This window comes from Streptomyces sp. MS06 (genome assembly GCF_047200655.1).
In the GTDB taxonomy this organism is placed as follows: domain Bacteria; phylum Actinomycetota; class Actinomycetes; order Streptomycetales; family Streptomycetaceae; genus Streptomyces.
In genome coordinates, this window is record NZ_JBJZOJ010000098.1 from 1 (window position 1) to 16443 (window position 16443).

The following is a 16443-nucleotide window of genomic DNA, read 5'->3' on the forward strand; positions in this document are numbered from 1 at the left end:
TTTTCCCCCCCCCCCCCCCCCCCCCCCCCCCCCCCCGACGCCCGATCGCCCGCGGTGCGTGAGTCGTCATGGCCGTCATGGCCGTCATGGCTTCGGCCCGTCCCACGCGGGTGCGCCGGCCGGAACGGCCCGGGGGGGGGGGCGCCGGTCGCGCCCCCGCCCCCGGGGTACCGTCCAATCCGTCCGGCTACTTGATCCGCGTGCCGGCGGAGCGCAGGTTGGCGCAGGCCTCGACGACGCGGGCGGCCATGCCCGCCTCGGCGAGCTTGCCCCAGGTCCGCGGGTCGTAGGTCTTCTTGTTGCCGACCTCGCCGTCGACCTTCAGGACGCCGTCGTAGTTCCGGAACATGTGGTCGGCGACGGGACGCGTGAAGGCGTACTGGGTGTCGGTGTCGATGTTCATCTTCACGACGCCGTTCTCCAGCGCGGTGCGGATCTCCTGCTCGGTGGAGCCGGAACCGCCGTGGAAGACGAAGTCGAACGGCTTGCTGCCGGCCGGGCGGCCGTACTTGGCGGCGACGCCGTCGTTGAGGTCCTTCAGCAGGTCCGGGCGGAGCACGACGTTGCCCGGCTTGTACACGCCGTGCACGTTGCCGAAGGACGCGGCCAGCAGGTAGCGGCCCTTCTCGCCCAGGCCGAGGGCCTCGGCGGTGCGCAGGGCGTCGTCGACGGTGGTGTACAGCGAGTCGTTGATCTCGTGCGTGACGCCGTCCTCCTCACCGCCGGTGGGGGTGATCTCCACCTCCAGGACGATCTTCGCGGCGGCGGCGCGGGCCAGCAGCTCCCGGGCGATGTCCAGGTTGTCGGCGAGGGTCTCCGCGGAGCCGTCCCACATGTGGGACTGGAACAGCGGGTTCTCGCCGCGGCCGACGCGCTCCTCGGAGACCGCCAGCAGCGGGCGGACGTACCCGTCGAGCTTGTCCTTCGGGCAGTGGTCGGTGTGCAGCGCGACGGTGACGTCGTACTTCTTCGCGACGATGTGCGCGAACTCGGCGAGCGCGACGGCGCCGGTGACCATGTCCTTGTTGTGCTGGCCGCCCAGGAACTCGGCACCGCCGGTGGAGATCTGGATGATGCCGTCGCTCTCCGCCTCCGCGAAACCGCGCAGAGCCGCGTGCAGCGTCTGGGAGGAGGTCACGTTGATGGCCGGGTAGGCGAACTTGCCTGCCTTCGCCCGGTCCAGCATCTCGTTGTAGACCTCGGGGGTTGCGATGGGCATCTGTCCGCTCCTTGTATGTGCGGGTGGGCGTGGTACGTACTCACGGCCCTGACCTGGAACTGGGGGGCGACGTCATCGTCGGCCCCATCTTCCCAGACTCGGGCGGAAGGTCCATGAGGGTGTCCGAGCCGTGGTCAGTCCAGACCCAGCTCGTCCTTGGCGTAGGCGTGCAGGTACGGCACGCCCGCGCCCTCGCGGATCTTCTCGGCGGCGCCGGTCGCCCGGTCGACGATGGTCGCGACGGCCACGACCTCGGCGCCGGCCTCGCGCACCGCCTCGACGGCCGTCAGCGGCGACCCGCCGGTGGTGGAGGTGTCCTCCACCACCAGCACCCGGCGGCCCTTGATCTCCGGGCCCTCCACGCGCCGCTGCAGGCCGTGCGCCTTGGCGGCCTTGCGGACCACGAAGGCGTCCAGACGCCGCCCGCGGGCGGCGGCGGCGTGCAGCATGGCGGCGGCGACCGGGTCGGCGCCCATGGTCAGCCCGCCGACCGCGTCGAAGTCGAGGTCCGCCGTGAGGTCGAGCAGCACCTGCCCGACCAGCGGGGCGGCCTCGCCGTCCAGGGTGATGCGGCGGAGGTCGATGTAGTAGTCGGCCTCCAGACCCGAGGAGAGGGTCACCCTGCCGTGCACCACGGCCTTGTCCTTGATCTGCTGCAGCAGCGCGCCGCGCGCGTCCGGGGCTGCTTCGTTGGCGTCCGTCATGCCGGTCAGCTTAGAGGCGGCGCCAGGTCCAGGTCGTCGCCGCCTCCAGCGGCTGCAGCGGTGTGACCAGGCGGGGCAGGGTGTTCAGGCCGTTCGGCGGGCCGGTCTGCGGCTCGACGCAGACCGCGGCGTCCTGCTCGTCGTAGACGACGACCCACTCCTCTCCGGCGGTCACCCTCAGCTCCAGCTGCTCCGGCCAGGTCAGGGTGACGTCCACGCCTCCCGGCATGCCGAAGCAGTCGTCCCACGGGCCGGGCCGGGGGTCGATGCGGTTGCCGGTGGGCAGGTGGTCGTCGCCGCGCTCCTCCTGCCAGGCGGGGTCGAAGTCCGTCCGCACGTCCGCGCCGCCGAGGTTCCGCCGGAACCACGGGTGCCAGCCGATCTGCGCCGGGAAGGAGGAGTCGTACGTCTCGATGGACATGGTCAGTGTCAGGCTGTCCGGCGCGAGCGCGACGACCTGGGTGACGCGACCGGGGTACGGCCACGGCTCGACCAGGTCGTACGTGAGGACGGCCTCGTCGGCGGTGGCGCGGGCGACCCGCCAGGCGCCGTCGCGGGCGGTGCCGTGGATGGCGTGCGGCGGGGAGTTCAGCGGCATCTGGTGGACGGCGGCGCCGTCCCGGAAGCGGCCGTCCCTGATGCGCCCGCACCAGGGGACCATCGGGAAGCAGCCGTAGCGGTCCCCCTGCCGGAGCAGTTCCGTGCCGTCGACGCGGAGTCCCGAGAGCCGGCCGCCGTGGTCCGGCCGCACGGTCGCCTCCGCGTCGCCCGCGGTCAGTGTGATGTCTTCGTTACTCACGTGACGACCCTACTGGCCTGATCAAGAGCGCAGACCGGCCACCCGCCCGTCACGCCCGCCCTTCGCGCCCGCCGGGCGGATGCGGGCGGGCGGAACCGGGCGGGGGTGCTGGGCGGGCGCCGCCGTGCGGGCGGGCGACGGGCGGCACGGGCGACGGGCGGACGTGCGAACGGCGGGGGCGAGGGGCGAACGGCAGGGGCGAACGGCGCGGGCGACGGGCGGACGGCGCGGGCGACGGGCGGACGTGCCGGTCAGCGACGTTTCCGCAGCGCGCGCCCGACCACGATCGCGGAGGCCAGCGCGACGGCCGCCGCGGGGGCGGCCCAGCGCAGCGCCGAGCCGGGGGTGACGTGCTGCGGGGGCGGCACGGGGGCGTAGCGGCCACGCGGCGGGGCGTGGTCGACCTCCTCCGCGCTGCGCCCGATCATCGTCCGCCGGGCGTGCGCCGCCTCGGCCACGGACCTGCCGGCGGGGCCCTCCGACTCCTCGTGGCGCCGTTCGCCGGCGGGGCTCTCCCCCTGCTCGGGGCGCTCCTCGGGACGTTCCTCGGATCCCTCCGCGGAGCCGGGCGACTCGTCCTCGTCGGCCAGCGGGTCCAGGGAGGGCGGCGGGACCTCGGTCTCGAAGACCGAGCGGGATCCGGCGGCGCCGTCGCCGGCCTCGTCCGATCCTCCGCTCTGCGCCTCGTCCGTTCCCCCGCTCTGCGCTTCGCCCGCCGCACCGGAGTCCGCCTCGCCGCCCGGTGCCTCACCGCCCGGTGCCGGGGCGGCACCGCCGGCGTGGGCGTCCGGCGCGGGCGGTGGGGCCGCGGCGTCCTCGGCGTCCGGTGCGGTCTCGAAGTCGGAGGTCGCGGCCGGCTCGAACTCTCCGCCGCTCAGCAGCTCGGGTGCCTCCGGCAGCGGCCGCTCCGTCTCGGCCTGCGCGGCGAGCCGCTCCGCGAATCGGGTCAGCAGCCGGATGACCGCAGTGCGTACCGCGTCCGCCGGCATCTCGGTGACCCGCCCGCTCGCGGTGGCGGACCCGTCGAACGTGAGCCTGGCGCCGCCCTCGGCGTCGGCCACCCGGACCGTGAGGACCGGTTCGACCTTGCCGGTGCCGCGCGACTCGACCGCGTCGCCCGCGGCCGCGAAGGTGCCGTCCGCGCGGGCGGTGAACCGCAGGGTGCCGCGGTAGGTGATCGAGTGGCTGCCGATGCGCATCTTCAGGCGTCCGGCGACGGGTCCGGTACCCGCGTCCTGCTGGAGCCCGGGAACGGCCCGGGCGACCCGGGCGGGATCGGCCAGCACCATTCTCAGCCGCTCGCCGGGAACCGGAACGAACACCTCATGCTCCATAGCTCCGGAGCCTACCCAGCGCGGGGCCGCGCGTACCCCGGCGTCCGGGGATTGGCACCGGATGCCCTCCCGTCGGCCGTACGGCCCACCCGACGCCACCGCAGCCCGCCCGTCCCCTCCCCGCACACCCGAACGCCGTCCGAGGTCGGCCCGCACGGCCCACCTCCCCCCATTCCCTTCCAACTCCCTTCATTCCTCCCATTTCTTTCATTTCACCCGTTCCGACCGGCCCGGCGTCTCCGGTTCCACCGCGCACCGCCGGGCCCGGTCGTCGGCTCAGTAGCGGGGATGGATCAGCGTGGCCGCCGGCAGTCCCGTGATCCGGGTGCGTTCCGCCGCCCGCGCGGCCGCGGCCAGGGCCGCCGGGGTCAGCGTGCGCGGCGGGGGCGCGGCCCGGTCCAGGCGCAGCGGCGGGCGGGCGCCGCGGGCGGCGAGGACGAAGCCCCAGTCGTCCGGCGCGTGGGGTGTTCCGGCGGCGCGGCCCGGGCCGGGCGGAAGCCCGCTGCCGTGGCCGACGACACGGTAGGGGGCGGTACGCAGTCCGGCGGCGCGGACGGTGGCCTCCACGGTCCAGAAGACGCGGGGCCGGGCGGCGACCCCTCCCGCGTGCACCACCAGGCGTCCACCGGGTGCCAGTGCCCGCCGGGCGAGCCCGTAGAACTCCTGCGTGTACAGCTTCGTACTGGTGGTGACGCCCGGGTCGGGGAGATCGCAGACGATGACGTCGTAGGCGCCCTCGGGCGCGCCCCGCAGCCGGCGGAAGACGTCGCCGATCGCGACGTGGACGCGCGGGTCGCCGTAGGCGTGCCCGTTGAGGCGGGACAGCGCCGGGTCGTTGCGGGCGAGCCGGACCACGGCCGGGTCGCGTTCGACGACGTCGACCCGGCGGACGCCCGGATGGCGGAGCACCTCCCGCACGGCCAGCCCGTCGCCGCCGCCGAGGACGAGCACCCGTGCGTGCGGCCCGCTCATCGCCGGGTGGACCAGGGCCTCGTGGTAGCGGCGCTCGTCGCGACCGCCGACGCGGAGCCGCCCGTCCAGGAACAGGCCGAGGGGTTGTCCGCGGGTGCCGCCGCTGAGGACGACCTCCTGCCCGTCGGTGCGCACGGCGACCCGTACGTCGGCGCCGTACAGCGCGTGCCGCGCGGCCCGCTCGAAGTCGTCGGCGAGGGCCGCCGCGCAGGCCAGCACGGCGAGCACGGCGAGGTTGGCCACCAGCAGCAGCCGGCACCTGCGGCGGGTGAGGTCGCGCCGGAACAGGCCCAGGACCAGCGACCCTCCGGCTGCCGCGTTGACCGCTCCGGTGACCAGGGAGGTGGTGAGCTGGCCCAGGAAGGGCAGCAGCAGGAACGGGAACGCCAGTCCGCCGATCAGGGCGCCCACGTAGTCCGCGGCGAACAGGTCGGCGACCGCGCCGCCCGCGTCCTGGCGGCGGATCCGCTGGATCAGCTCCATCAGCAGCGGCACCTCGGCGCCGATGAGCAGGCCGATGGTGAGCGAGAAGGCGACCAGGAGGCAGCGCGGGCCGTCCGCCCAGAGGCCGCCCCAGCCGCCCGTCCAGGCGAACACGGCGTACAGGGCGAGGGCGCTGCATCCGCCGACGAGTGCGAGCACCGCCTCCACCGCGGCGAAGCCGGCGGCGGCGTGCCGGCGCAGGCGTTTGGCGGCGAGGGAGCCGATCCCCATCGCGAACACCATGACGGACAGCACGATGCTCGCCTGGGTGACCGAGTCGCCGATCAGGTACGAGGCGAGCGCGACCAGTTCCAGCTCGTACACCAGCCCGCAGGCGGCGCAGACGAAGACGCACGCGAGGACCAGGAACCGCCCGGTGCCCGGGCGGACCGGCAGCGCCGCGCGGCCGTCCCGGTTCGGCGTGGTGCCGGGTCGGGCGGGCGCGTGCGGTTCGATCACGTCTGTGACGTTACGTCAGAGCATCGGGGGGCTTCGTCACCCACACGTGTGGTGTTGGTGCGCTGGTGTTTGCGCGGTTGTCACCAGTGGGCCGAGCCCGGTGGTCAGAGCGCCGCGGGTACCCGGGTGCCCACCCGGGTTCGGGTGGCGACCAGTTGCCCGTCCTGCGGGTAGGCGTGCCAGGTGCGCCAGTGCACCTGGCCCTCGTGGCGCTGGGCGAGCATCGCGGTGAAGGCGTTCGGGCTCCCGGGGAACACCCCGGCGAGGCTGTGGGGGTGGTCGGCGACCAGGGCCAGCAGTTCCTGCGCGCGCCCGGCGAACAGGCCCGGTGTCAGCACCTCGACCCGCGCGGCGAACTCGTACTCCCACTCGCCGACCCGCTTGGCGACGCCGAGGGGCAGCGGTGTGCTGCTGCCGGGGATGCAGGCGACCGTCTCCGAGCAGGTACCCCGTTCCTCCTCCAGGAGCACCTGGTGCGACGCTCCCAGAAGTCTCAACTGGAGTTTCGTGTCCAGCAGGTCGAGGTCGAGGGTGGCCAGCGCGGGTAGTGGTTCGCGCCCCAGGGCCCAGGCGAGGTCGGCCGCGCGCGTGTCGGTGTAGGACGTGGTCAGGGTCGTGAGCATGGATGGGCTCCGCTAGCACGCAAAGAAGGAGGGGGATGGTCCGGCGCACCCCGGTCGGCCAGGGAGATCGCCCCCGGTCAGCCCGGTCGGAAGGGGGTCCGCACCGGACGTCCGAGGGGCTGGGGTGGTGAGGGAGAGAGAATCACGAACTGTGGCGCCGCCAAAGCGCTTTTACCCAACTTCGGAGGGTTTCCATCCCTCAGAGGGCCCTACAGCTCAACTGTTCAACTTCCCTGCGGTTCAAGGGCCGTGAACGGCGGCTCCGCGCAAGGCCCCTGTGGACGGCACCCCCGTGCACACGCCGCCCCGCGACCGCGGCGAACGGCCGCCGCCCCGGTGGCCGCGCTTCCCGGTTCCGGCACATGCTTGGCCGTGGCACCGGGCCGGCCGGCACATGATCGCGGGGCCCGGCCCAGGACCGGGCCCCGCGATCCGGATACGGTTCCCCCTACTGGAGCTCAGCTGCCCCGTGTCAGCTGCCTCCCCCGCATCCGCCCCCTCCTCCTCCGCAGGACGACCCGCCTCCGCAGGACGAGCCCCCTCCGCAGGACGATCCGCCGCCGCAGGAGTGGTCGTGGTGGCCGTGATGGCCACCGTCGTGCCCGTGGTGCCCGTGGTGCCGGTGACCGCCGCTCGCGGACGCCCCGGCGTCGGCCCCCGCCCACCAGCTACCGCCGCGGCCTCCGCTGTTGACCCTGCTGCCGGCCCTCTTGCCTGTCCCGGCGGGCTGCTTGGCGCCGCTGCGGGCCACCACGAAGATCACCACCACGACGCAGACCACTGCCAGGATGACGCCGAGAGTCCCCACGTGGCGCCACCTCCCCTCCGAATGAACCGGAATCCCCCGAAGCAGCCCCCGCGGGCGCCTCGCTCGGTGCGTGAACGAGAGATGCCCGGCCGCACGGAAGCTCAAAGCAGAGTTGAGGAAGATCTGAGGGTCATGGCATGGAAAAGGCCCCTGACCTGCACCGAAGCACAAGTCAGGGGCCGTCTGGGTCTCACTGGGCCGTCTACGGGCCGTGATCTTCGTGAACGCCCCGCTCAAACACCGAGTCGATGGCGCGGCGCGCACGCTCACGACTGTCCGGCATCAGGTGGGCATACACCCGCAGCGTCAGCGCCGGGTCAGCATGTCCCATGTACTCGCTGACCGCCTTGATGTTCTCACCGGCGTCCAGCAACGCGGAAGCGTAGAAGTGCCGCAGGGCGTGCATGCCGTGCTCACGCGCCGACTCGTACTTGCCGTGCTCATCCGCTTCCGGGATCAGACCAGCCGCCGCGAGAGCGGGCTTCCACTCCTTGCCGTTGAAGTTGCTCCGCCACACCATGCCCCCTTGCTCAGCAGTGAAGATCAGCCGCGCGGACACCTTCGGCCCCTCTGGCACGTCCCACGGCAACGTGATCTCCACAGGCTTGAAGGCGTCCATGTGCGCACGAAGGGCTTCCGCCACGGAGTCGGGCAACGGCACGTCTCGCTTCTTGCGGCCCTTGGGAAGCGCGAACACCGGGTGCCCTTCCACGTGCTTGATCTGCCGGACCACGTGGAGCGTGCGCCCGCCGGCATCGATGGCGTCCTCTGCAAGCCCGAACACCTCCCCCTGCCGCAGCCCGCATCCGGCGCCGACATCGACCATCGCCTGATACCGCTCCAGAAGTGCCGCTCGAACGCCGAACACCTGGTCGTGCGTCCATGGGACTACGGGGTGCGCGTCTGGCTTGGGTCGCCGAACGGTCCGCGCACCGCACGGGTTACGCAACAACAGCGAGTCGTCGACAGCGGCGGACAGGACCGATTGGACGTCCGCGAAGATGTTCCGGGCGTAGGACGCACTCACACCGGGCTTCGCTTCCAGCACGGCAAGAAGCTCCCTGATGTGCTCGGGCCGGAAGGTCCCGACCGGCCGGGGGCCGAACACCGGGTACACGTGCAGACGCAGTCGCCGGCCGAGTTCCTTCCGGGTCATCGGGCTCGGAGTCCTGCTCTCCAACCACTTATCGGCGTACTGGCGGAACGTGACCCGCACGGACTTGGGGTCGGTGTACTGACCGCGCGTCATGTCCGTCTCGATAGCGCTCAGCCACTTCTCGGCGAGACGCTTCTTCCCGTCGGGAAAGCTCTTCGACTTCTCCGAGCCGTCGGGTCCGACGTAGCGAGCCCGGTAGCGCATCCCCGTGCCGTATCGGTCGGTCTTGACCTTGACGGACTTGCCGTTCGGACCCTTCTCGGCCCTGTACCAGCGGTCTTGGATGTGCCCGGCCATCAGGCGGCCCCTTCCATCAGGGACTCAACCCAGGCGCTCACGTCCTCCGGATCGAACCGGAGGTGCCGGCCGACCCGGAAGCCACGAGGCCCGACGCCCTTGCGGCGCCACTGGTAGACCGTCTCCACGCTCGGCAGGCGCAGCATGACCACAAGGTCTTCCGGGGTCAGGTAGTGAGTGGGAAGCGACCGCTTCACGCGCCCACCTCCCAGGCCTCCGAGGCAGACCCATCTGCAAGCGCCTCACGTGCGGCTTCGCGGTTGTGTTGGATGTCGCGGCGGATGTTGGCGGCGAGCCAGGATTCGCCGGGGGTGTGACCGTGTCCGGCGTAGGTCCAGTGGGCGAGGGTGAACGTGGTTGCCTCCGTCTCGTCGTCGGAGTCGGGGTCGGGCAGGCCGAGCGCTTGGCGTTGCTGGGCTGCGCGGTAGTCGGCACGGTTCTGGCGGAGGGCGCCGAGGGTGGTGGAGTAGCGGCGGGAGCGGGTGGAGAAGTGGCCGCGGAAGCCCAACATGTGGGCCCAGTCGCGTAACTTCCGGTCGGGGTAGAGGGCGTGCAGGTCAAGGCATGCAGCGATGAGCCGGGCGGGGTGGTCGGGCACGCCGAGTAGGGCGAGGGCTTCCTTGTTGCCGATGCGGCGGTCGACGGTGCCGGTGGTCTCGGCGGCTTTGGTGGCGTACTTGGCGACGTAGGAGGCCACGGCCTGTTCGGTGATCTCCTGCCCGTCGTTGAAGGCCCGGATGGGGCGTACGTCGAGCTGCGTGCCCCACGTGAGGCTGCGGGCGGGCTGGTCGCCGGACGGGGCGACGTCGACGATCACGCGGCCGGCGGCGGCATGGATGGCGTCGGTGAGCAGGTCGAGGGTGGCCCAGGCCGGCGGGGGGTCGTCAGGCCCGTCGGGGCCGTCGAAGCGGATCACGGCATGGAAGTGGACGGCGCCGCGTTTCTGGTACTCGGCGACCTTGCCGAAGGAGACCCGCGACTGCTCGCATGCAGCCTTCTGGGTGAGACCGGCGCGGCGGGCGATCTCGCGGCGCAGGTAGATCGTGAAGTAGCGCCACAGGTCGGAGGCGTGGTTGTTCCACAGCACCGCCCCCGCGTAGTCGTAGGTGTCCGGGTCGAGCGGGGTGCCCAGCTCGGGAGCACCTTCAGCGTGGCGGGCACCGCAGCGGCAGGGCCGGTTGCCGGGCCGGTTGTGGACCGGGCCGAACGAGGGGGCGGTGAGGGTGGCGAAGACGCGCGGGTGGTCGCGGATGGTGTGCGGGGTGCCCTTGGCGGGGTCGCCGACGAGGCCGGCCCGGATGAGGTGGTAGGTGTCCCCGGCGTAGGTCCAGGCGCAGGACGGGCAGCGCGAGGCGCGGCGGTTGCCGCAGGCCAGGCGCAGGACGCCGCCGGGTTCGGTGTCGGTGGAGTAGGCGTGCAGGACGTGCCCGGTCTGGCGGTCGCGGGTGACGGTGGAGCCTTGCAAGCGGATGGGGTCGGTGCAGCCGCCGGTACGGCGGATCTGGTCTTGGATGCGGTCGAAGCCGGTGGACCCGGCCAGCCTCAGCACGTCAGCGAGGGTGGCCGGGTCCAGGCCCGCCGCGGTGGCGGTGTCGGTCACATGTCACCGTCCGCGGCAGGGTGGGCGATCTGGTCGAGGGCCGTGGCGGCTTCGTCGGCGGCGCGGGCGAGGGCGCGCAGGGCGTCGGCGGTGCCGGGTCGGGCGATGAGCGCGACGTCGACCCACTGGCCGCCGATGCAGAGGCTGACGAAGCATCCGGTGTCGTCGTTGTCGCCGAAGACGCTCACGCGGTAGGTGCTGTCCGGTTCCAGGTGCGCCGAGGCGGTGAAGGACTTCACTGCTTGTCCTCCTTCGGGGTGTGGGCGTCGGTCCACTGCTCCGCGCACACCTTGTGGACGGGTTTGCCGCGCTCAGAGCGCAGCGGGGTGGGCTTGGTGCAGAGCACGCAGGGCTTGTCGCCGGTCGGGTCGTAGTGGTCGGCGGAGCGCCAGTTCAGGAGCGTCACGGCGGTCACCGTCCGGCGCGGGACAGGTCGGCGGTGGGGGTGGTGTGACCGGTGCCCTTGCAGGTCGGGCAGGTGATGGTGAGGGTGGCGCGGGTACCGTCCGGGTGGCGGGTGCCGGTGGTGATGGCGGCGGTGGCGAAGCCGTCGCAGTCGCGGCAGACGCGCAGCTTCGGGGCGTGCTGGGGCATGATGGGCTCTCCCTTTCGGGTCCGTTGGATCTGATGAGGGGTGCAGGCGCCCGGAGCGGCGGAAGTTTGGCGACCGAGGCCGCTCCGGGGGCCGTTCAGCGGTGGTTGTGCAGGTCCTTGATGAGCAGGCGCAGGACGACCGCGACGACGGCTACGGAGACGCCGGTGATGGCGACGGCGAGGAGCATGGACACCAGCACCGCGCCGACGACGAGGACCACCCCGGCGCCACCGGCGGCGAGGGCGAGGGCGCTGCCCGGGGTGAGTTGGACCGTGGGCCTGTTCGAGACCACAGCCGAGACGACCGGCGCCGGAACGGCCGGAGTCGGGTTGGGCGTGGTCGGGGTGTGGTCGGTCGTGGGCGCCGGGGCCGGTGCCGTGGGCGTGGTGTCCGGGGGCGGGTATTTCGGGGTGAACACGGAGCTTCCTCCTTTGGTCAGGGGGTGCAGCGGTGGGTGCGGGCGGAGAGTTCGGCGGCGGAGCGGTCGCGGTGTTCGGTGGAGAAGCCGCAGCCGGGGACGGTGCAGGCGGCGGTGTGTCGGGTCTGGCCACGGCCGTTGTGGTGGGAGCCGACCTTGACCGGGCCGATGCGGATCACGTCGTAGAAGCGGTTCGGGCGCACGAGGGTTCACCTCCCTTCCAGGTCATGTGAGTTGGAGTTGTGCGGCGATGGCTTGGCAGGTCGGGGCGGGCAGGCCGAGCCGGGCGGTGAGTGCGTCGGCGGTGATCGGCTCACCCGTCGTGGTGCGGTGGGCGTCGGCGATTGAGCGGGCGTGGTCGAGCAGGGCCGGCGGAACAGCCGGGGTGCCGGCGGGCGGCTTGGGTGGTGCCGGGGCCAGCTCAGGCGCCGCCGGGGCGGGGACCGGTTCCGGGCTCTGGGTGTCGGTGCGGTGCATCTCGACTTCCGGCACCATCGGCTCCTCACGCTCCGAGCAGGCGTCCGGGTCGGGAGTGGTCGGGTCCGGGTTGGGTGCGTGGACGAGGAGGGTGCCGCCGAGGAAGGCAAGCGCAGGCCAGCCGGCGACGAGGATGCGCAGCCAGGCAGGCACGTCGGTCAGGTCGAGCAGGCCGGCAGTGGCGACGTTCGCGCCGAGGGACGCGGCGAGGGCGATGGCGAACCAGGTCCAGGACGAGCGGTCCCGACCGGCGCGCAGCCTTCGCCAGGAGGCGACGAGGAGCAGGTCTACCGAGACGGGGTAGGCCCACGCCTTCCATCCGGACTGCCCGGCCGCCGCCGCGAGGTCGTGCAGGTGAGCGAAGGACAGCGCACCGGCGATCACGGCTTGGATGAGGACGGCATCCGGGCGCAGCGAACGACTCATGGCGGTCACTCCCCGTCGGTCGGTGCGTTGCCGGTGCCCCAGCAGGTCAGGCACAGGGCGGCTTGCTGGTTGTCGGTGGCGCGGCCCTTGCGGGCGCCGACCCGGACGGTTTCGGCGATCTCGCCCTTGCCGTCGCAGTCGGAGCAGGGCACCGACTTGGGCTTGGTGTTCTTGCGCGTGGCCATGACGAGTCCCCCTTTTTTCAGTCCGTGACGGGTAGCGGCTTGACCAGCGACGGACCCGGTTTGAGGGCGTCGGCGGGCACGTGCGGGCGGAAGCGGTTCAGGGCGGGTAGGTCGGGGACGAGGCGGGCGAACTCCCTGCACGCCGCCATGGCTTCGTCGCGGGTGGTGTGCGGGGTGCGGATCTTCGTCCAGCCGCCGGAGGAGTCCGCGGCGACCGCCGTTCCGGGCCGTTCCGCCGGGATCAGCGAGGCCGCCACCACGGCGTCCGGGGCCACGTCCGCCAATCCCATTTCGGCGGTCTGCTTGTCGTTGACCCGGTGCACGACCCGGCCGGTGAGCTGCGCGCGCAGCATCGTGGCGCCCTTGCCCAGCTCGGAGCCGAAGCGCTGCCCGCACACCTCCAGGTAGATCCCGACCGCGCGGGCCATCTGCGCGAGGCGGATCAACGCGGTCACGATCCGTTCCCGGCGTTCCTCGTCCTTCTTGGAGGCGATCAGGAAGAGTTCCGCGACCTCGTCCACCAGGACGACGACCGGTACCGGGCGCAGCCGTTCGGGCAGGTCCCACACGTCGGAGACGCCGTGACGGCTCAGCAGGTCGAAGCGGGATTCCATCTCGGCGACCAGGACGTCCAGCAGCGCGGCGGCATCGTCCGGGGTGGTGGCCAGGGCCGACAACCGCGGCGCATACGCCGAGTGCTCCACCCCGCGCTTGCAGTCAATGCCGACCAGCGCCACCGGCAGCCCGGCCAGGCCCTTGATCAGGTTGCGCTGATACACCGACTTGCCCGAGTTGTTCGCGCCCAGCGTCAGCGCCATCGGCACCGCGCGGTAGTCCCGCACGAACGCGGTCCCGTCCTCCCGTAACGCCACCGGCACCACCAAGCCGACGGGACGGGCGCCACGCGGCATCCGCACCTGACGCAGCACGTCATAGCCGGTCATCCGCAGTTCCACGTACCCGGGGCGAGTCTCGGCGACGGTCACCGAGTGCACACCCCAGGCGTGCCGCAACCGCTCCGACGCCACCACCAGGTCACCCGGCTCCAAGCCGGCAGGAAGCCGCAGCGTCACCCGCAGCCCCGTGGACGTACCGCGCACCCGGCGCACCTTCGGCGGGACAGGCAGCACCTCACGGCGGGCCACGTTCCGGGTGACGAAGGCCCGCAGCCGGCTCGGCTGCACAGTCAGCCCGCACACGTCCATCGTCGAGCGGTAGGACAGGGTGAACCGGCCCCAGGTGACCGGCAGCCCGACCAGCGACCAGTACACGCGCGGCGCGCGTACCTTCGCGTAGCCGAGACCACCGACCCCCGCGAGAGCGCCCGTGGCCTCCAGCACCATGGACAGGTCGGTCATGGTCAGGCCGCCGAGGTGATCGCGACCGCGCGGAACGAGATCCCGTGCCGCTTCTGGCCGTTGAACTCGTTCTCCCAGTCCCGGGCCTTCAGACCGACCACCTTCACGGGCATGCCCGGCGTCAGGCCCTCCGGGTAGCCCGTCTCCGGGATGGTGACCTGGTAGAGGTTCCCCTCCCCCTCGTCCGAGACCAGCAGGCCCACCGTCGACAGGCCCGCACCGGTGTCCCGGTCCACGGCCCGCTCACCGGTCTTCTTGTTCGCCATCTTCGGTTCCGGAGCAGTCGCCACGAACACCACGGCGGTCGAGAGGTCGATCTTGAACGACGGCATGGCAGTCCCCTCATCTGTGAGGCGCCCCTTTGGCAACCTCTCTAGAGATGACCCCATGGAACGGCAGATCTCTAGAGATGTCAACACGTCTCTAGAGATGTTTCAGGTCGGCTACCGAGGCGAGCCGACGGTTGGGGCGAAGACGCGATGGCCTCTAAGGTGTCTAGAGAGGAAAGGAGGGATCACATGGCCACCCAGGGCAGCGGACGCCAGCCGAAGTACCAGCGCATTGCCGACGAACTGAGGGCAGCGATTCAAGCCGGCGAGTACGGCCCCGGTGATCGGCTACCAGGAGAGAACGACCTGATGGCCACGTACGAGGTGGCCCGCATGACGGCGCGGCAGGCACTCGGCGTGCTGCAGAACGAAGGTCTTGCCGAGTCCCGCAAGGGGGCCGGCGTGTTCGTGCGGGCCTTCAAGCCGCTCAGGCGGCGAGGCATTCAACGGTTGTCCCGTGGCCAGTGGGGTTCGGGGCGGTCCGTCTGGTCCGCGGACATCGAGGACCGCACGCTGGTGGTCGACCAGGTGCAGGTCTACGAGGCAGCGTCACCCGAACGGATCAGTCAGGTACTCGGCATCGCGGCCGACGCGCCGGTGTGCGTGCGCAGCCGCCGTTTCGTTCTGGATGACAAGCCCGTCCTGTTGGCCACGTCCTACCTGCCGGCCGACCTGGTGGCGGGGTCGGCGATCACACAGGAGGACACCGGCCCTGGCGGGACCTACGCCCGTCTGGCCGAGCTTGGATACAAGCCCGTCCACTTCCGCGAGGAGATCCGATCTCGGATGCCGTCGCGGGAGGAAGCCGGGCGCCTCCAGCTCTCCATGGGCACTCCCGTGATCATGATTTGCCGTACGGCGTTCGCGGACGAAGGACGCCCGGTCGAGGTCAACGAGATGACCCTCGACTCTGCCGCGTACGTGTTGGAGTACGACTTCGACGCCTGATCAACCAGCCCAGGTCCGAGCCTCCCGTGCCACGCCGTAGATACGCGCCACTTGGTCGGTTGAGAGCACCGGCGACAGCCCCGACAGCACCCGGCCCAGGTCTTCGACTGCCAGGACGAGCACCGGAGGGTTGGCACGCTTGACCTTCAGCTTCGCTGCATGCACGACGGAAATCACCGGGCGGACGGGAACGTCGACACCGCAACGCCTGGACAAGACGCGCGAGACCCGCCGGGCCTCTGACTGACTGGCCGCGATGTGACGGGTCGTGCTGCCATTGATCGTGAGGGCGGCATCGCCGTACCAGACGGCTTTCCCCGGGTGCCGTTTGGAGTTGATCGACAAGACGCCGGCAGGGCCGATGGCAAGATGATCAATGTCCGTGCCGCTCGCCCACTGGATGGCATGGAGGGTGTACCAACCGCGCCCCCGGAGCTTGTCCAACTTCCGACCGGTGACCCGCTCCCCGGTGAGTCCGTCCGCCCACCTACGGATCTCCGAACCAGGACGCCAGCGATCAACCAGCCTCAGCACCGGGTTCGGCTGCAACTCTCGGATCCTGCGGCGCACCGCGTCGCCCGGCCGATTCCGCGCCAAGTCATCCGGTAGCGGCTCCACCCTGCCCCCTCGCACGTGCCCTTTGTCGTCAGACCATCACGGGGGCGTGACCTGCGCCAAGGCCCGTATCGGCCACGGGTTGTTACAGGTTTCTCTACCTCATCAAGCCCCGGCTGCGCTCCGCTCCGCCGGGCGCGCTCCCGGCTCCGCTGCGGGCGCCGCTCCTGCCTCCGGCCCGCTCCGCCCACGCTGCGCCGACGCGCGCCCACACATGGATAGGGCCGGACGCCATGAGTCGATCACCGCATAGAACGGGGCGCGGTCAAAGACGATGCCTCCGGCGGGGGATCGGCCGGCACCGGGATGGAGGGGGCGCCGTCGCCGACCGCGGGTCCATCGTGGCGGATGCGGGGAGCTCCCATCCCGCACACCATCGACCCAGGCGGAGCCGAGCAGACGCGGCCCATGGCGTCCAGGTCGTTCGTACAGTGGCGCGCTCCACCTGGACGCCATGAACCACGCCTGCTCCACGGTGTGTGGGTCGACGGCGTACGGGATGGGAGCTGAGGAGGGTGGTGGGTTGAGCCAGGGTCAGCTCAACGGGGTGGTGGCTTCCGTCACCGGATCGACTGCGACAGGGGCGCCGCTGTCGGTACTCCGTAGCTTCTCGCCGGCAGACGTCACGAATGCCTCGA

At 71.8% G+C, this 16443-nt stretch carries 21 protein-coding genes; 1 reads left to right on the forward strand and 20 read right to left on the reverse strand.

Annotated elements, in window-relative coordinates; all coding sequences use genetic code 11:
- Positions 1-187 precede the first annotated feature (187 nt).
- The 19 genes from fbaA to ACL02U_RS31770 all read right to left on the reverse strand — a co-directional run bounded on the left by fbaA (position 188) and on the right by ACL02U_RS31770 (position 14245).
- Positions 188-1219: a class II fructose-bisphosphate aldolase gene (gene fbaA / locus ACL02U_RS31680; RefSeq protein WP_412794450.1), complete on the reverse strand. Its 1032-nt coding sequence runs from the start codon at positions 1217-1219 to the stop codon at positions 188-190.
- Between the two features lie 134 nt (positions 1220-1353).
- Entirely contained in the window at positions 1354-1923 is a 570-nt protein-coding gene (pyrE, locus tag ACL02U_RS31685; protein ID WP_412794451.1) for an orotate phosphoribosyltransferase, read from the reverse strand.
- A 10-nt stretch (positions 1924-1933) separates the two neighbouring features.
- Entirely contained in the window at positions 1934-2722 is a 789-nt protein-coding gene (locus ACL02U_RS31690; RefSeq protein WP_412794452.1) for an aldose 1-epimerase, read from the reverse strand.
- Positions 2723-2973: 251 nt separating this feature from the next.
- Complete coding sequence (locus ACL02U_RS31695; RefSeq protein WP_412794453.1) at positions 2974-4056, reverse strand: SRPBCC family protein; 1083 nt, start codon at positions 4054-4056, stop codon at positions 2974-2976.
- 276 nt (positions 4057-4332) lie between these two features.
- Positions 4333-5970 carry a polyamine aminopropyltransferase gene (locus ACL02U_RS31700; protein ID WP_412794454.1) on the reverse strand — a complete coding sequence of 546 codons (1638 nt, stop codon included), beginning with the start codon at positions 5968-5970 and terminating at the stop codon, positions 4333-4335.
- Positions 5971-6074: 104 nt separating this feature from the next.
- A complete protein-coding gene (locus ACL02U_RS31705) occupies positions 6075-6593 on the reverse strand; it encodes a DUF2617 family protein (RefSeq protein ID WP_412794455.1) in 519 nt (172 codons plus the stop codon).
- A 472-nt stretch (positions 6594-7065) separates the two neighbouring features.
- Positions 7066-7401, reverse strand: coding sequence for a hypothetical protein (locus ACL02U_RS31710; RefSeq protein WP_412794456.1), 336 nt, complete (start codon positions 7399-7401; stop codon positions 7066-7068).
- A 202-nt stretch (positions 7402-7603) separates the two neighbouring features.
- Positions 7604-8854 (reverse strand): tyrosine-type recombinase/integrase, encoded by a 1251-nt coding sequence (locus ACL02U_RS31715; protein WP_412794457.1) that lies wholly within the window; start codon positions 8852-8854, stop codon positions 7604-7606.
- A complete protein-coding gene (locus ACL02U_RS31720) occupies positions 8854-9000 on the reverse strand; it encodes a helix-turn-helix domain-containing protein (protein WP_412794470.1) in 147 nt (48 codons plus the stop codon). Before ACL02U_RS31720 ends, ACL02U_RS31715 begins: the two co-directional genes overlap by 1 nt.
- A 47-nt stretch (positions 9001-9047) precedes the next feature.
- On the reverse strand, positions 9048-10454 hold the full coding sequence (gene repSA / locus ACL02U_RS31725) for a replication initiator protein RepSA (protein WP_412794458.1): 1407 nt from the start codon (positions 10452-10454) through the stop codon (positions 9048-9050).
- Positions 10451-10693, reverse strand: coding sequence for a hypothetical protein (locus ACL02U_RS31730; protein WP_412794459.1), 243 nt, complete (start codon positions 10691-10693; stop codon positions 10451-10453). Before ACL02U_RS31730 ends, repSA begins: the two co-directional genes overlap by 4 nt.
- Positions 10690-10860, reverse strand: a complete 171-nt coding sequence (locus ACL02U_RS31735) for a hypothetical protein (protein WP_412794460.1) — start codon at positions 10858-10860, stop codon at positions 10690-10692. The genes ACL02U_RS31730 and ACL02U_RS31735 overlap by 4 nt, the downstream gene beginning before the upstream one ends.
- A gap of 5 nt (positions 10861-10865) precedes the next feature.
- Positions 10866-11048 (reverse strand): hypothetical protein, encoded by a 183-nt coding sequence (locus tag ACL02U_RS31740; RefSeq protein WP_412794461.1) that lies wholly within the window; start codon positions 11046-11048, stop codon positions 10866-10868.
- A gap of 95 nt (positions 11049-11143) precedes the next feature.
- Positions 11144-11467: a SpdD protein gene (locus tag ACL02U_RS31745; protein WP_412794462.1), complete on the reverse strand. Its 324-nt coding sequence runs from the start codon at positions 11465-11467 to the stop codon at positions 11144-11146.
- A 17-nt stretch (positions 11468-11484) separates the two neighbouring features.
- Positions 11485-11670 (reverse strand): mobile element transfer protein, encoded by a 186-nt coding sequence (locus tag ACL02U_RS31750; RefSeq protein WP_412794463.1) that lies wholly within the window; start codon positions 11668-11670, stop codon positions 11485-11487.
- 22 nt (positions 11671-11692) lie between these two features.
- Positions 11693-12370 (reverse strand): DUF2637 domain-containing protein, encoded by a 678-nt coding sequence (locus ACL02U_RS31755; RefSeq protein WP_412794464.1) that lies wholly within the window; start codon positions 12368-12370, stop codon positions 11693-11695.
- A 5-nt stretch (positions 12371-12375) separates the two neighbouring features.
- Positions 12376-12555, reverse strand: coding sequence for a hypothetical protein (locus ACL02U_RS31760; RefSeq protein WP_412794465.1), 180 nt, complete (start codon positions 12553-12555; stop codon positions 12376-12378).
- A 17-nt stretch (positions 12556-12572) separates the two neighbouring features.
- Positions 12573-13913: an FtsK/SpoIIIE domain-containing protein gene (locus ACL02U_RS31765; protein WP_412794466.1), complete on the reverse strand. Its 1341-nt coding sequence runs from the start codon at positions 13911-13913 to the stop codon at positions 12573-12575.
- Between the two features lie 2 nt (positions 13914-13915).
- Positions 13916-14245 (reverse strand): hypothetical protein, encoded by a 330-nt coding sequence (locus tag ACL02U_RS31770; protein ID WP_412794467.1) that lies wholly within the window; start codon positions 14243-14245, stop codon positions 13916-13918.
- A 186-nt stretch (positions 14246-14431) separates the two neighbouring features.
- Between ACL02U_RS31770 and ACL02U_RS31775 the strand changes: the two genes are divergently transcribed.
- Positions 14432-15190 carry a GntR family transcriptional regulator gene (locus ACL02U_RS31775; protein WP_412794468.1) on the forward strand — a complete coding sequence of 253 codons (759 nt, stop codon included), beginning with the start codon at positions 14432-14434 and terminating at the stop codon, positions 15188-15190.
- On the opposite strand, the gene ACL02U_RS31780 is transcribed toward ACL02U_RS31775, so the two are convergent.
- Positions 15191-15739, reverse strand: coding sequence for a nuclease-related domain-containing protein (locus ACL02U_RS31780; protein ID WP_412794469.1), 549 nt, complete (start codon positions 15737-15739; stop codon positions 15191-15193).
- Positions 15740-16443 lie beyond the last annotated feature (704 nt).